The sequence below is a fragment of the Streptococcus sp. k-163 genome (assembly GCF_013277555.1).
In the GTDB taxonomy this organism is placed as follows: Bacteria; Bacillota; Bacilli; order Lactobacillales; family Streptococcaceae; genus Streptococcus.
In genome coordinates, this window is sequence record NZ_VMND01000004.1 from 21,887 (window position 1) to 37,081 (window position 15,195).

The 15,195-nt window shown below is 38.5% G+C and carries 14 protein-coding genes; 12 read left to right on the top strand and 2 right to left on the bottom strand.

From position 1 onward, the window contains the following. Nucleotides 1-118 precede the first annotated feature (118 nt). The 6 genes from HT731_RS01205 (at nucleotide 119) to HT731_RS09545 (ending at nucleotide 4,431) form a co-directional block, all read left to right on the top strand. On the top strand, nucleotides 119-1,021 hold the full coding sequence (locus tag HT731_RS01205) for an XRE family transcriptional regulator (RefSeq protein ID WP_061759672.1): 903 nt from the start codon (nucleotides 119-121) through the stop codon (nucleotides 1,019-1,021). A 151-nt stretch (nucleotides 1,022-1,172) separates the two neighbouring features. After that, nucleotides 1,173-2,069 (top strand): XRE family transcriptional regulator, encoded by an 897-nt coding sequence (locus HT731_RS01210; protein ID WP_173277319.1) that lies wholly within the window; start codon nucleotides 1,173-1,175, stop codon nucleotides 2,067-2,069. A gap of 158 nt (nucleotides 2,070-2,227) precedes the next feature. Further along, nucleotides 2,228-2,449, top strand: a complete 222-nt coding sequence (locus tag HT731_RS01215; RefSeq protein WP_033679542.1) for a hypothetical protein — start codon at nucleotides 2,228-2,230, stop codon at nucleotides 2,447-2,449. Between the two features lie 41 nt (nucleotides 2,450-2,490). Further along, nucleotides 2,491-3,315, top strand: a complete 825-nt coding sequence (locus HT731_RS01220) for an ABC transporter ATP-binding protein (protein WP_173277321.1) — start codon at nucleotides 2,491-2,493, stop codon at nucleotides 3,313-3,315. Beyond that, on the top strand, nucleotides 3,308-4,057 hold the full coding sequence (locus tag HT731_RS01225) for an ABC transporter permease (protein WP_173277323.1): 750 nt from the start codon (nucleotides 3,308-3,310) through the stop codon (nucleotides 4,055-4,057). Before HT731_RS01220 ends, HT731_RS01225 begins: the two co-directional genes overlap by 8 nt. Nucleotides 4,058-4,224: 167 nt before the next feature. Then, the gene (locus HT731_RS09545; RefSeq protein WP_345889910.1) at nucleotides 4,225-4,431 is read left to right on the top strand and encodes a hypothetical protein; all 207 of its coding nucleotides are present in this window, start codon (nucleotides 4,225-4,227) and stop codon (nucleotides 4,429-4,431) included. Nucleotides 4,432-4,784: 353 nt separating this feature from the next. On the opposite strand, the gene HT731_RS01230 is transcribed toward HT731_RS09545, so the two are convergent. Beyond that, entirely contained in the window at nucleotides 4,785-5,633 is an 849-nt protein-coding gene (locus HT731_RS01230; RefSeq protein ID WP_173277325.1) for a putative RNA methyltransferase, read from the bottom strand. Nucleotides 5,634-5,784: 151 nt separating this feature from the next. Here HT731_RS01230 and HT731_RS01235 point away from each other — a divergent pair, with 151 nt between their 5' ends. Then, nucleotides 5,785-6,063 (top strand): DUF6110 family protein, encoded by a 279-nt coding sequence (locus HT731_RS01235; protein WP_000910903.1) that lies wholly within the window; start codon nucleotides 5,785-5,787, stop codon nucleotides 6,061-6,063. 1 nt (nucleotide 6,064) lies between these two features. Then, on the top strand, nucleotides 6,065-8,125 hold the full coding sequence (locus HT731_RS01240; RefSeq protein WP_061759667.1) for a heavy metal translocating P-type ATPase: 2,061 nt from the start codon (nucleotides 6,065-6,067) through the stop codon (nucleotides 8,123-8,125). Between the two features lie 78 nt (nucleotides 8,126-8,203). Here the strand turns inward: HT731_RS01240 and tyrS are convergent, their stop codons facing one another. Next, nucleotides 8,204-9,460: a tyrosine--tRNA ligase gene (gene tyrS / locus HT731_RS01245; protein ID WP_000546884.1), complete on the bottom strand. Its 1,257-nt coding sequence runs from the start codon at nucleotides 9,458-9,460 to the stop codon at nucleotides 8,204-8,206. A 141-nt stretch (nucleotides 9,461-9,601) separates the two neighbouring features. Between tyrS and pbp1b the strand changes: the two genes are divergently transcribed. The 4 genes from pbp1b to HT731_RS01265 all read left to right on the top strand — a co-directional run bounded on the left by pbp1b (nucleotide 9,602) and on the right by HT731_RS01265 (nucleotide 15,189). Beyond that, a complete protein-coding gene (gene pbp1b, locus HT731_RS01250; protein WP_061759666.1) occupies nucleotides 9,602-12,070 on the top strand; it encodes a penicillin-binding protein PBP1B in 2,469 nt (822 codons plus the stop codon). A gap of 82 nt (nucleotides 12,071-12,152) precedes the next feature. Beyond that, on the top strand, nucleotides 12,153-13,064 hold the full coding sequence (locus HT731_RS01255; RefSeq protein WP_061759665.1) for a DMT family transporter: 912 nt from the start codon (nucleotides 12,153-12,155) through the stop codon (nucleotides 13,062-13,064). Nucleotides 13,065-13,292: 228 nt separating this feature from the next. Then, the gene (dapD, locus tag HT731_RS01260) at nucleotides 13,293-13,991 is read left to right on the top strand and encodes a 2,3,4,5-tetrahydropyridine-2,6-dicarboxylate N-acetyltransferase (RefSeq protein WP_033679550.1); all 699 of its coding nucleotides are present in this window, start codon (nucleotides 13,293-13,295) and stop codon (nucleotides 13,989-13,991) included. Between the two features lie 67 nt (nucleotides 13,992-14,058). Then, nucleotides 14,059-15,189: an N-acetyldiaminopimelate deacetylase gene (locus HT731_RS01265; RefSeq protein WP_061759664.1), complete on the top strand. Its 1,131-nt coding sequence runs from the start codon at nucleotides 14,059-14,061 to the stop codon at nucleotides 15,187-15,189. The last annotated feature ends 6 nt before the right edge of the window (nucleotides 15,190-15,195 follow it).

Here is a 15,195-nt window from a genome sequence, read left to right on the forward strand (position 1 = left end):
GTTGCTTAAAACTATTCGTTATAATTATTTTTTCTGAAAATTGTAGGAAAGTGTGTTAAAATGGAAACGTATACAAGTAGTTATTTGAATGTCAAATTAGAATTTGAAGAGGCGCATTATGAGTAATTTAGAAATAGGGAAACGGATTCGTACTTTACGGACTGAAAAAGGACTGAGTAGAGAAGTCTTTTGTGGGGATGAAAAAGAACTTACTGTTCGTCAGTTGGGTCGAATTGAAACAGGAAATAACTTACCCAGTTTAGCGAAACTAGATTATATAGCTGGAGTGTTAGGAATTCCGATGTCTCAGTTAATCGACGAGGGCTCGCTAATTGTTCCCAAAGAGTATTTAAAACTAAAAACGAAATTGATTCGTCAATCTATTCATGGAGATGAAGAAAAAGTCCGCCAGCGTGAGGCTATCTTTGAAGATATTCAGGAACATTTTTATGATCAACTCCCTGAGGATGAACAAGTAGCAGTTGAGGTTCTACAAGCCATTGATGATGTGTATGTTTCTGAAAATGCCGAATTTGGAGAGGGCTTGATTGAGGAATATTTCAATCAAACTTTGCTACAAACGGAGTATTCTGTAAATGATTTATTGATCTTATATTTATATTTTTTATCAAATGCTATTAGTTTTAAACGAAACGATGACGTTTTAAAAAAAGTAAGAAATAACATTGTGACCATAATTGACTGTTCAGATAACACTTACATGCATCTACTACAAAGAGTATTAATTGCAATACTGTTGTATCAATTGAGAAACGAATACTACGAAGATATCTCTGTCATTTTTAGTTTTCTAAGAGAAATTATGATGGAAATTCAAGATTCAAACTTAAAACCAACGGTAGACTACTTGGAAGCCAAATATTACCTATACGGGGAAAAAGATAAAGAAAAAGCCCTACAATACTATGAAAAAGCTATCAATGGGGCAGAATTTTTTAATGATATGAATTTCAAAAATCGAGTGATAGAAGAGATGAAAGAAGAGTTTCCTGATATGTAAAAAACTCTTTGTTCATTATGAAGGGATGCTGATAGGCAATATGGGGAGTTTTGTTAGTAAGAATTTAATATATTTGAGGTAATAGTTGATAACAAATAGTCATAACTACTTTTATTTGCCGTGTGCAAAAGTCTATTTATAGAGGAATGAGATGAAAAATTTAGAAATCGGGAGGCGGATTCGCACCTTACGAACTGAAAAAGGATTGAGTAGAGAGGCCTTTTGTGGAGATGAAAAAGAACTTACTGTTCGTCAGTTGGGTCGAATTGAAACAGGAAATAACTTACCCAGTTTAGCGAAACTAGATTATATAGCTGGAGTGCTAGGAATTCCGATGTCTCAGTTAATCGACGAGGGTTCGCTAATTGTTCCTAAAGAGTATTTAAAACTAAAAACGAAATTGATTCGTCAATCTATTCATGGAGATGAAGAAAAAATCCGTCAACGTGAGGAAATCTTTGAGGAAATTCAGGAACGCTTTTATGACCAACTTCCTGAGGATGAGCAAGTAGCAGTTGAAGTTTTACAAGCTATTGATGATGTGTATGTTTCTGAAAACTCTGACTTTGGAGAGGGCTTGATTGAGGAGTATTTTGAGCAGTTACTTTTAAAAACAAATTATGATACTAATGATTTATTAATTTTACACTTGTATTTTTTAAAGTGTACTTTGAATGCTAAGCCAATTGATAATGTATTTGAAAATATCTATTCTAACATCTTGGAGCAAACTAATTTCTCTGATGCCAACAATATTCATTTGATTCAAAGGGTTATTGTATCAATTGTTTTATATCACTTTAATATTGAATATTATGATTTAATGCCCCAAACGCTAAGTGCTGTACGAGAAATAATAGATGAAATACAAGATTTTGCTTTACTACCTACAGTAGATTTTTTTGAAGCCAAATATTATATTCATACTAATCAGAATAAAGATCTTGCTTTGGACTACTATAATAAAGCAATAAATGGATCGGAATTATTAAATGATAAATCATTTAGGGAGAGAGTAATAGAAGAAAAAAATAAGGATTTTCCATAATTTCAATATAAAACAGGACATAAATGTCAGTAGACATAAATGTCCTGTTTTTTTACTCTTATAAGGGATATACTGTTATTGTAAATAAGTTAAGAAGAGCGCAGTGCTAGAAACATTACTATTTAAAAGGGATGTAGATTAGCAGGCGGGAGGAAAATATGGTAAAAACAATTGACTATTATATGGATGAAAAGTTTGTCAAGAAGGACTATCTGATTATCAAAAATAGTCTAGATAGCAGACGCCTATGTAAAGTAACACTTGATGAGAAGCTACTAAAATTAGTTCTCTTGCTTCCAAATGAAATGAGAGAAATCAAAATGGACTCCAACTTAAAGCCTAGAATTAGAGTTGTTGATATAACCGATGGGAGTGAGTGAAGTTTCTAAAATACAATTTATCATTAGAAAGAGGTAATAAAATGATTAAGGTAGAAAGAGTTACAAAGCGATTTGGAGATAATATTGCTTTAAATCAAATTAGTTTTTCAATAAACGAAGGAGAAATTTTTGGATTCCTAGGTCCATCTGGTTCAGGGAAGACAACAATGATCAATATTCTGACAGGACAGCTACAGGCTAACAGCGGAAAGACAGAATTATTAGGAAAAGATTCTCAAAAATTACTTCCGTCAGATTTTGAAGAGTTAGGCTTAGTAGGTGACACAAGTGGTTATTACGAAAAATTAAGTTTGTACAATAACTTGTTGCTATTTGCAAGACTATACGGAGTTTCAAAATCCCGAATTGAAGAAATTCTAAGACAAGTTGGTCTGTATGATAGTAAAGACACTCCAGCTGAGAAACTTTCTACAGGAATGCGTCAACGAATGCTTTTAGCTCGTGCTTTAATCAATTACCCTAAAGTTCTATTTTTAGATGAACCTACAAGTGGGTTAGATCCCACTACCTCAAAGAAGATTCACAAATTACTACAGGAGTTAAAGGAAAGAGGAACAACCATTTTCTTAACTACTCATGATATGAATGAGGCGACTTTATTATGTGATAACCTAGCTCTTTTGAATAAAGGTGATCTTATTGAACAAGGAAGCCCAAGCGAAATTATCCAAAAATATAACACGGAAAAAAAAGTTGCAGTAACTTATAGTGATTCTACTAAAAAGGTAGTGCGCTTTGAAGACTTGCAGCAAGAAGATTATAAAAAAATGATGACGATTCACTCATGTGAACCAACTTTAGAAGATATTTTTATTAAATTGACAGGAGAAAAATTAGATGTTTAAGAGAATTTTAGCCCTTATCTGGTTGAGGACACAAGTATTATTAACAAACAAAAACACTTTGGTACAGGTAGTATTCCCATTCTTTATGGTTCTACTCTTCCAAAATTTTATGAATACAGATGGCACTCAAGGGAAAACACTATTGTTTAGTTCTTTAACAATGGCATTCTCATTTTCTTCTGGGTCAATGATTTCAAACTCTATTGCAGAGGAAAAAGAAAAAAGAATTTTTAAAACACTCATTTTAAGCGGAGTTCGCCGTGGAGAATATCTTGTTTCCGTGTTGTTTTATCCTGTAATCTTTGCCTTGGCTTCAGTTATTTCCTTCCCTATTATGGTTGAAGTGGATTTCGCAAAAGATTATCCTGTATACCTTGTAGTAGCTTCTCTGGTAGCATTATGTACAATCCTCTTAAATTTAGTGATTGGAGCTATTTCAGAGACACAAACTCAGGCTCAGGTTTATGGTTTGATTCCAATGCTTGGTCTCTCATTCTTGCCGATGTTTTCTCAAGTTAGCTCAGAGATTAAAAAATTTATGGATACAACCTTCTTAGGAGTTTATGTAGATTTCTTTAATAAACCAGATTTCAAGTTGAATTTTGACAGTTTGGGGATCACTTTTGCTTGGGTTGTAGCATTACTTGCCCTTAGTTATTGGGGGTTGAAAAATAAAAAAAGAGTCCAGTTTGGAAAATTAACAATTAATCAATTTCAGAAACTAACTTTTTTTAAATCTTAGTGTTAGTAAGCTTTGTAAGAAACCTAGTTTAAAACAGTAAACCAGCGCTTAAAACGCTGGTTTTTACTGTCTTCAGCCTTATGCTTCTTTGCAGTTGTTCACCTCAAATTCCTTGTATTCGCTTACATAAAGTGTTATAATATGATTATAGGAAAGAAGGTGTTCTTATGTGGAAAAAATATTTTTCAAAATATAAATGGACGGATTTATTTTGGATTCTATTTGTTATTTTAACATGCCTCTATATAGGTAACCATGATCTGTTTCCTCTCAATCATCAAGAAATCTCGCTTCGAGGGAGTTTCTGGGGGTCTGTACTTGCCTTATTTCACTTGCTATTTATTGATAAGTTTGTTATCTCGAATCGAAAATAAATATGAGGTATATGCCTGACTGGCTACTTTTAATATTGATTTTGGAGGAAGATTTTGTCTCTATTATTTATTATTTTAAATTTATCTATTTTGTACAAGATCTATTCTTTGAGGCGGGAGAAATCGAAATATTTGATTTATACGGCCTATATCATATTTGGGGTAAATGTAATATATGGTATTCAATGGTTATTAAAAGAACTGATTTCAAAGATTTCCACTTAATGTGTATAGAAACTCCAGTGATTTTTGCATAACAAAACGCATAAGATTAAGGTTTTTGAGTACCTGTTCTTATGCGTTTTCTTAATATTGAGGATTTTCGGTAAGTTTTATACCTTTGGAAGTCTAGTTTAGAATGCTTTCCCAATCAAAATCTCTGCCTCAATGGTAATCTCTGTCAGTTGGTTCCAGTCAATCTTAGTATGGTCGATGTGAAAGAGTAGGGGCGTCATGCTGAGTAGGGCTTTGAGCTGCTCTGCTGTGATAGTTTTAGTCAGAGAGGCAGTTTGACTAGATAGGATGGTAAAGTGTTCTTGGAAATGATTTTTGATATCTTGGTTAGAATAGTCCTTGTTTGTCAGCTGATCTTGTACCTTCTGACGGATTTCCTTGAGGTGATTTTTAGTTGGAATAACCTTTATCAAGATACCGTCTTTGGATAAAACGCGACGAAATTCTCCATAGTTGGCAGGGGAAAAGATATCAAGTAAGATATCCATACTGGCGTCTTTTATAGGAAGTCGTGCCAAGTCGCCAACGAACCAATTGACTGCCCAGTTGGGTTCGCTCTTGGCAGCGATTTGGACAGAATCTTTGGAAATATCAAAGGCATAGAAGGTTTTATCAGGATGACTTTCTTGGAGTTTGCGAGAATAGAAACCTTCGCCACAACCGATATCTAAAATGGTTTTGGCATTTTTTGAGTTTGCAAGTAAATCAGAAACAGCCTCTAGAATAGCTTGATAAAATCCAGCTTCTAGGATTTGTTGACGATTTTGAAAGTTTTCCTTGTCGTAGTTGGCCGATTGCTTGATTTGAGGGGCTAGATTGACATAGCCAAATTTAGCCAAGTCAAAAGAATGGCGATTGTTGCATTTGAGACTGCTCTCTACCAGAGTCAGATTTTCTTGACAGATAGGACAGGCAAAGGCAGTCGCAGAAGCAAAACGCTGAAGTTTGGGTTTGAGATTTGTATTCATAGTTTAAGTGTATCAAAAGAGGCAGATGAAAGCAACTTTAGGAATAAGTAGATGAGAGATTCAGTAGAAATAAAACTGATTCTCCAATTTATGAAATGAAATTGCTTTTATATCTAAATTGCTATATAATAATGATAAGGAGGAAATAAGTATGTTAAAAGAAGTATTAAGCGTCGCAAAAGTTGCGAAAAAATCATCACTCTTTTTGGGTGGTGTCGCATTTGGTACCCTTGGCTTGAAAATCTTAGCAAGTAAGGAAGCTAAAAAAGGTTATTCTAAAGCTTTGGCTAAGGCTTATAAGTTAAAAGACGAGCTAGATGCATCTGTTTCTGTTGTGAAGCAACATGGAGATGATGTCTTGCAAGATGCCAAATATTTGTACGAGCAAGAGAAAAAAGAAGAGCAATTAGATAGCCTTATAGGGGAATAATATGTCTTTTAAAGTGCTACATAGAGGATACCAACATATCCGACTATCATCTTCTTTTTCACTCACCTTGGATATTCAAGACTATCTTCGTTCCTTGGCGAGAGATGAAAAGGGGATTGAGTCTATCCAGTTTTACATGGATCAACAGCACTTTACTCTACGCATAAAAGAAGGCTTTTCTGTATTAGATAATGCAGAAGCCTTTTTAAAAAGAATTGATAAAGGGAAAGTTTCTGAGTTGATGACTCTTCCCATTCGTAGAGAAGAGAGTGCTTATTCTATTGTTTCAGGTGCAGCGATTAAGCGTGTACTTTTTCGTAGTCTTGTACCGTCTCCAATTCGCTATATATGGACTTGTTATCAGGCTTTGGGCTATATTAGAGAAGCCTATCAAACACTAGCGCGTAAGGAACTAACGATGGAGGTCTTGGACTGTTCGGCGATTTTATTGTCCTTGTTTATGAACCAATCCAAGACAGCTAGCAATATCATGTTTATGCTTGATTTGGGGAATCATTTAGATCAGTGGTCTTTGAAAAAAACTGCAACAGATTTAGAACAAAGCCTTCTTGCAAAAGAGAGCGATGTATTTCTAGTACAGGGCGATACGGTTGTTAGTATCAAGAGTTCCGATGTTCAAATAGGAGATGTCTTGATCTTATCTCAAGGAAATGAAATTCTGTTTGATGGACAAGTAGTTTCAGGTTTAGGTATGGTTAACGAAAGTTCCTTGACGGGAGAGAGTTTTCCAGTTGAAAAAAGAGAGTCTGATTTGGTTTGTGCAAATACAGTATTAGAAACTGGAGAGTTACGCATTCGTGTAACCGATAATCAGATGAACAGTCGGATTTTACAACTGATTGAGTTGATGAAGAAATCTGAAGAAAACAAGAAAACGAAACAACGCTATTTCATCAAGATGGCGGACAAGGTCGTCAAATATAATTTCTTGGGGGCTGGGCTGACTTACCTATTAACAGGTTCTTTTTCTAAGGCTATCTCTTTCCTATTGGTCGATTTCTCCTGTGCTTTGAAAATTTCTACTCCTGTAGCTTATTTGACAGCTATCAAGGAGGGGTTGAATCGTGAAATGGTGATTAAGGATGGAGATGTTCTGGAGAAATATCTGGAAATTGATACTTTCTTATTTGATAAGACGGGAACAATCACAACTAGTTATCCTATAGTTGAAAAGGTGTTACCTTTTGGGGACTATAGTGAGGAAGATATTCTCAGAATCAGTGCCTGTCTTGAGGAGCACATCTATCATCCTATCGCTAATGCCATCGTCAAGCAAGCTGAGATAGAGGGGATTGAACATGAGGAAATGCATGGGAAACTCCAATATATTGCAAGCAAGGGGATCAAATCTCATATAGATGGCCAACCAGTTCTTATTGGGAATTATGTCTTGATGCAGGATGAGCAGATTTATATCAGTTCAGAACAAAATGCTTTAATTGAAGAGTACAAGAGTCACTACAATCTCTTATTCTTGGCTTATCAGAATGAATTGATTGGAATGTTCTGCATTCATACTCCTTTGAGAAAAGAAGCAAAAGCAGCCTTGGAGAAACTTAAGGCACAAGGGAAAAAATTGATTCTGGCAACAGGAGATACCTTGGTTAGGACAGAGGAATTAGTCAAAGATTTGCCCTTTGATCAGGTCTATACAGACTTGAAACCTGATGGGAAATTTGAGTTAGTAGAGGAACTACAGAAAGCAGGTCACACTATTTTGATGGTTGGGGATGGGTTGAATGACTCAGCTGCTCTAACCCTATCAGATATCGGTGTAGTGATGAATGAGAGTGCAGATATTTCTAAGCAGATGAGTGATATCTTATTGTTAGATAATCGCTTGGATTTCTTCCGAGAGTTGGATTGGCTATCATCATCTTTACAAACACTCATCAAGAAGAATATTCAAGATACCGTTGTCGTAAATAGTAGTTTGATTGGCTTTGGCTTGTTTAATTGGCTCAGTCCTTCAAATCTCTCCATCTTACATAATCTAACAACCTTGCGCATAGTCCTGCGTAGTCTGTCTATTAAGGGATAGGTAGGGGACTATTCACAGCAAAAAGGAGTTACCTTTCTTGAGGGTAACTCCTTTGTTTATAGGTAAATGTTGAACAGTTTAGTAAGTCAATACAAAGTATTTTTTCTTACCGCGACGGATAACAGTCAGTTCATTCTCTAACTTATCAGCGTCACTCAAGACATAGTCAAGGTCTTGGATACGGTCGCCGTTGACGTAGATAGCTCCGTTTTGGACGTCTTCACGGGCCTGGCGTTTTGAGTTAACCACACCAGATGAGACGAGAAGTTCTACGATATTGTGGTTTTCATCTGCTTGAACTTGGTAGTTTGGTACACCACGAAGTCCTTGTTTGAGCTCTTTAACAGAAAGATTCTTGATGTTTCCTGCAAAGAGTTGCTCAGTGATGTTGAGGGCTTCTTTGTAAGCTTCTTCTCCGTGAACAAGTGTAACGACTTCACGAGCCAAAACTTTTTGAGCCAAGCGTTCGTGTGGCGCTGCTTCAAACTGTTTGCGGATATCTTCAATCTCATCAAGTGACAAGAAAGTAAAGATTTTCAAGAAGCGAACAGCGTCAGCGTCCATAACGTTCATCCAAAATTGGTACATTTCGTATGGAGAAGTCTTTTCAGGATTGAGCCAGACTGCGTTTCCTTCTGATTTACCAAATTTCTTACCAGTTGCATCTGTGATCAATGGAACAGTGATAACGTGGCCAGTCTTGTCAGCCTTACGACGAAGCAATTCGGTACCAGCTGTCATATTTCCCCACTGGTCAGAACCACCGATTTGTAGCGTTACGTTGTGGTCTTGGTTAAGGACGAAGAAGTCGTACCCTTGCATGATTTGGTAAGCAAACTCAGTGTATGAAATTCCTGTTTCAATCCGTTTTTTCACAGACTCCTTACTCATCATGTAGTTGACAGTGAAGTATTTTCCGATATCACGGAGGAAATCAATGAAGCTGATGCTGCCAAACCAGTCGTAGTTGTTGACCATGACAGCCTTATTTTCACCATTTTCAAAGTCAAGAAAACGAGAAAGTTGTCCTTGGATAGACTTGACCCAGCCATCTACTGTGTCTTTTGTTTGGAGACTACGTTCAGCATCTTTGAAGGACGGATCTCCGATGAGACCTGTAGCACCGCCAACGAGCGCATAAGGTTTGTGACCTGCTAGCTGCAAGCGACGACTTGTCAAGATTGCGACAAGATGGCCTAGGTGAAGGCTGTCAGCAGTTGGATCGTAGCCAGTATAATAAGAAACTTGACCTTCTTCTAGGGCTTTACGCAAAGCTTCTTCATCAGTCGTTTGAAAAATCAAACCACGCTCTTTTAGCTCATCAAAAATGTGCATGTGTCTTTTCTCCTTTTTAAAATTATTGTTTCTAACTATTGTATCACAAACTTGGGCAATAGCCTAGCAGAATAGGGAAGAAAGTGGCTATTTTATTGAAAGTTTACCTTTTATGGTATAATAGATAGAGTGAGGAAATCCATGCAAAATCAATTAAATGAATTAAAACGAAAAATGCTGGAATTTTTCCAGCTAGTAAAATCAAAAATAAATCATAAAAAATCAGAGAAAGTCTCAGAAGAGAAGAAGTCGGATGGGACAGGTGGGAGAATTCTGTCTATTCTAGGGAGCATTTTAGTTGCTATCAAGGGAATTTTGAATACTCTCTTTATTCTAGGCTTTATCGGTGGGCTTTTTGGTGCTGGTGTAGCGCTTGGTTATGGAGTTGCCTTGTTCGATAAGGCTAAGGTTCCGCCAGCGGAGGACTTGGTCAAGCAGGTTAAAAATATTTCTTCCATCTCAGAAATTGTTTACGCAGATGGGAGTGTCATTGCTTCTATCGAGAGTGACCTACTGCGAACTTCTGTTTCATCTGAGGAAATATCAGACAATCTTAAAAAGGCTATCGTTGCTACTGAGGACGAACATTTTCTTGAACATAATGGGGTTGTGCCCAAAGCTGTGATTCGGGCGACTTTGGGAACCTTTGCAGGTTTGGGCTCATCTAGCGGGGGCTCGACCTTGACCCAACAGTTAATCAAACAACAAGTGGTTGGAGATGCTCCGACTTTGGCTCGTAAGGCTACAGAAATTGTTGATGCCCTTGCCTTGGAACGCAGTATGAGTAAGGATGAAATCTTGACCACCTATCTCAATGTTGCTCCCTTTGGTCGAAATCATAAAGGACAGAATATTGCAGGTGCCCAGCAAGCTGCTGAAGGAATTTTCGGTATCGATGCCAACAAGCTGAGTATTCCCCAAGCGGCCTTCCTAGCAGGTTTGCCACAGAGTCCGATTACTTATTCTCCTTATGAAAATACTGGAGAGTTAAAGAGTGATGAAGACTTAGAGCTTGGTTTGAAGCGGGCCAAGGATGTTCTCTACAACATGTACCGTACGGGATCCTTAACTAAAGAAGAATACAATCAATATAAGGATTACAATCTTAAACAAGATTTTTTGCCATCAGGTTCTGTTAATGTTATTTCAAGAGATTATCTCTATTATACTGCTATGGCTGAAGCGATAGACCGGACGTACGATTATTTGGTCCAACAAGATAATGTTCCCAGTCAAGAGCTGAAAAATGAAGCTATTCAGAAGGCGTATCGTAAACGAGCTGAGCAAGAATTAAGTACAGGTGGTTATAAGATTACGACTACTATTAATAAAAAAGTTCATACTGCCATGCAGAATGCAGTAGCTAGATACGGGTCTCTATTAGATGACGGAACAGGTCGTGTAGAAGTAGGGAATGTCCTGATGGACAACCAAACAGGTGCTATTCTAGGCTTTGTAGGTGGTCGCGATTATCAAGACAATCAAAATAACCATGCATTTGATACCAAACGTTCGCCAGCCTCTACTACCAAGCCTTTGCTGGCCTACGGTATTGCTATTGATCAGGGTTTGATGGGTAGTGAGACGATTTTATCTAACTATCCCACAAACTTTGCCAATGGCAACCCGATTATGTATGCTAATAGCAAGGGGACAGGAATGATGACTTTGGGAGAAGCCTTGAACTATTCGTGGAATATCCCTGCTTACTGGACCTATCGTATGCTCCGTGAAAAGGGTGTTGATGTCAAGGGTTATATGGAAAAGATGGGCTACGAGATTCCTGAGTACGGTATTGAGAGCCTGCCAATGGGTGGTGGTATTGAAGTCACAGTGGCCCAGCATACCAATGGCTATCAGACATTGGCTAATAACGGAGTTTATCATCAGAAGCATGTGATTTCAAAAATTGAATCTTCTGATGGTAAAATCATTTATGAATTTCAAGATAAACCTGTTCAGGTTTATTCTAAAGCGACAGCGACGATTATGCAGGGATTGTTACGAGAAGTTCTGTCCTCTCGTGTAACAACAACCTTTAAACCGAATTTAGCTTCTTTAAATTCGACATTAGCTAGTGCAGATTGGATTGGGAAGACTGGTACAACCAACCAAGACGAGAATATGTGGCTCATGCTTTCTACTCCTAAATTAACTTTAGGTGGTTGGATTGGGCATGATGATAATCATTCATTATCTCGTAGAGCAGGATATTCAAATAACTCTAATTATATGGCTCATCTGGTTAATGCCATCCAAGAGTCTGAACCTGGAATTTGGGGGAACGAGCGATTCTCTTTAGATCCTAGTGTAGTAAAATCAGAAGTCCTGAAATCAACAGGCCAGAAACCAGGTAAAGTTTCTGTTGAAGGGAAAGAGGTAGAGGTCACAGGTTCGACTGTTACCAGCTATTGGGCTAATAAGGCAGGAGCGCCAGCGACCAGTTATCGCTTTGCTATTGGTGGAAGTGATGCGGATTATCAGAATGCTTGGTCTAGCATTGTGGGGAGTCTACCAACTCCATCAAGCTCCAGCAGTTCAAGTAGTAGTTCTAACAACAGTGGCAATTCAAGCGCTACTAGACCTTCTTCTTCAAGGACGAGACGATAAGTTCTTTAAACTTTTCTAAATGAAGTGGCTAATCAATGGATTGCCACTTTTTTCTTTTGTCCTTTCGTGTTACAATAAAGGTATGAATCAGTATCAGAAAAAGATTGTTAAAGGAACCATTTATTCGCTTCTATCCGGCTTAATCTGGGGCATCTGTGGAATTTTAGGAGAGTATTTCTTTACTCATTATCAGGTGTCTTCCGACTGGATTACCTCTATGCGTTTGACACTGGCAGGGAGTCTTGTACTCATTTGGTCTGCAATGCAATTAAAATCGCAAGTGTTAGATATCTGGCGAGATAAGAAAAATTATCTACCCTTTTTAGCTTATGCTATTTTGGGGATTTTTTCAGTTCAGTATTTTTTCTATCTCTGTGTAGAATACTCAAATGCAGCGACAGCAACTATTTTACAGTTTATCAGTCCAGTCTTTATCCTCTTTTACAATCGCTTGGTTTATCAAAAACGAGCGTCAAAAAGCGCTATTTTCTATGTTTTGATTGCCATGTTGGGTGTTTACTTGATGGCAACAAAGGGTGATCTTTCTCAGTTATCCATGACTCCACTAGCCCTTATAACAGGTCTGCTGAGTGCCATGGGTGTTATGTTTAACGTTATCCTACCTCAGCCTTTTGCTAAGCGCTATGGTTTTGTTCCCACGGTTGGGTGGGGGATGATTTTGGCAGGTTTATTTAGCAATGTTCTCTCGCCTGTTTATCAGCTTTCCTTTACTCCTGATATTTGGAGTATCTTGATTTGTCTTATCATCGCTTTCTTTGGGACGGCTTTTGCTTTTTTTATTTCCATGAAGGCTGTGTCCTTGGTTTCACCTTTGGTGGTTTCCGTTATCAGTGCCAGTGAACCTCTCTCTTCTGCCTTGCTGAGTGTTTTATTTTTAGGTCTGGTAGTGGATTGGTCCCTTCTTCTAGCTATGACCCTGATTATTTTACCCATGATTTTCCTATCGGTAGAAGAAGCGAAAGAAAGTAAATAAAAAGTCTTTTCTTAATTTTAAAAGTGTGCTATACTAGAATAGTCAATAAAACACGGGGAGATAGTTGTGAAGAGTGTTTTTAGGTTGTATCGGTAGGAGCTTGCTTTTACCGACAGCACGTTTTATCTCACATCCCTAAAAATCATACCTAAAAACAAACAAAAAGGCTTCAAATTTGAGGCCTTTTTTGGTAGAATAGGTATCATTAAAATGAACTAGGAGGCGCCTATGACTGCCACAAAAATGAATGCTCAAGAAATTATCCAATTTATCGCCAATGCTGAAAAGAAAACCAGTGTTAAAGTAACCTTCGAGGGACAACTTACAACTGCTGTACCTAGCTCTGTTGTCAAACTAGGGAATGTCTTATTCGGAGACTGGAAGGATGTGGCTCCGCTTCTAGATGGTTTGGTAGAAAATCAAGACTATGTTGTTGAGCAAGATGCTCGTAATTCTGCAGTTCCTTTGCTAGATAAACGTGCTATCAATGCTCGTATCGAGCCAGGCGCTATTATTCGTGATCAAGTTGAAATTGGTGACAATGCTGTTATCATGATGGGAGCGGTCATCAATATCGGTGCTGAAATTGGTGCAGGAACTATGATTGACATGGGGGCTATCCTTGGTGGACGTGCCATCGTTGGGAAAAACAGTCACGTTGGTGCAGGTGCCGTTTTGGCAGGTGTGATTGAGCCAGCTAGCGCAGAACCAGTCCGTGTTGGGGACAATGTTCTAATTGGTGCCAATGCAGTGGTTATCGAAGGGGTGCAAATTGGTAGTGGTTCAGTTGTCGCTGCAGGAGCTATCGTTACCCAAGATGTCCCAGAAAATGTAGTGGTAGCAGGCGTTCCGGCTCGTATCATCAAAGAAATTGATGCCCAAACCCAACAAAAAACAGCGCTAGAGGATGCGCTTCGTACCTTATAATTGTAAAAGTAATAAAGAGGCGGAACCCTTCTTCCAGCCTCTTTCTGCTATATCGGAGGATAGATAGATGTTAGATTTGATTCAGACTAGACGAGATTTGCACCAGATTCCAGAGATTGGCTTGGAGGAGTTCAAGACTCATGCTTATTTGCTGGATGTGATTGAGAAATTGACTGCGGGCAAGGAGTTTGTTCAAGTTCGTACTTGGCGGACAGGTATTTTGGTCTATTTGCAGGGAAGTCAGCCAGAGCGTACCATTGGTTGGCGGACAGATATTGATGGCCTGCCTATCGTCGAACAAACAGGACTTTCTTTCGCTTCTCAGCACCAAGGTCGTATGCATGCTTGTGGCCATGATTTTCATATGAGTATTGCCTTGGGTTGTCTCGAGCGCGCCCTTGAGCAGCAACCGAAGAATAATTTGCTCTTCCTATTTCAGCCCGCTGAAGAAAATGAAGCTGGTGGCATGCTCATGTATGAAGATGGCGCTTTTGGAGATTGGCTACCAGATCAATTTTATGGCCTTCATGTTAGGCCAGATTTGAAGGTTGGACAGATTGCGACCAATACTCATACACTCTTTGCAGGAACTTGCGAGGTGAAGATTCGTTTCAAAGGCAAAGGAGGACACGCAGCCTTTCCGCATGAAGCTAATGATGCTTTGGTGGCGGCTAGTTACTTTGTGACCCAGGTGCAGTCAGTTGTCAGCCGCAATGTCAACCCAATCGAGGGAGCGGTGGTGACCTTTGGTGTTTTTCAGGCTGGAACAACCAACAATGTCATCACAGACACAGCCTTTTTGCATGGAACTATTCGGGCCTTGACACAGGATATGAGTCTCTTAGTTCAAAAGAGGGTCAGAACAGTTGCAGAAGGGGTTGCAGCTGCCTTTGATATGGAAGTCGAAGTGGAACTCAAGCAAGGTGGTTACCTGCCTGTTGAGAACAATCCAGCCTTGGCGCGTGAACTGATGGACTTCTTTGAAGAAAAAGACGGAATCGAGTTGATTGATATCGAACCTGCTATGACAGGCGAGGACTTTGGTTATCTCCTTTCAAAGGTTGATGGGGTTATGTTTTGGCTGGGTATCGATAGTCCCTACGCCCTTCATCACCCTCAGATGAGTCCTAAGGAAGAAGCCTTAGCTATTGGGGTTGATGCAGTCTCTAGTTTCCTGAAAAAGAAGGCAACAGAGTAGAGGGGT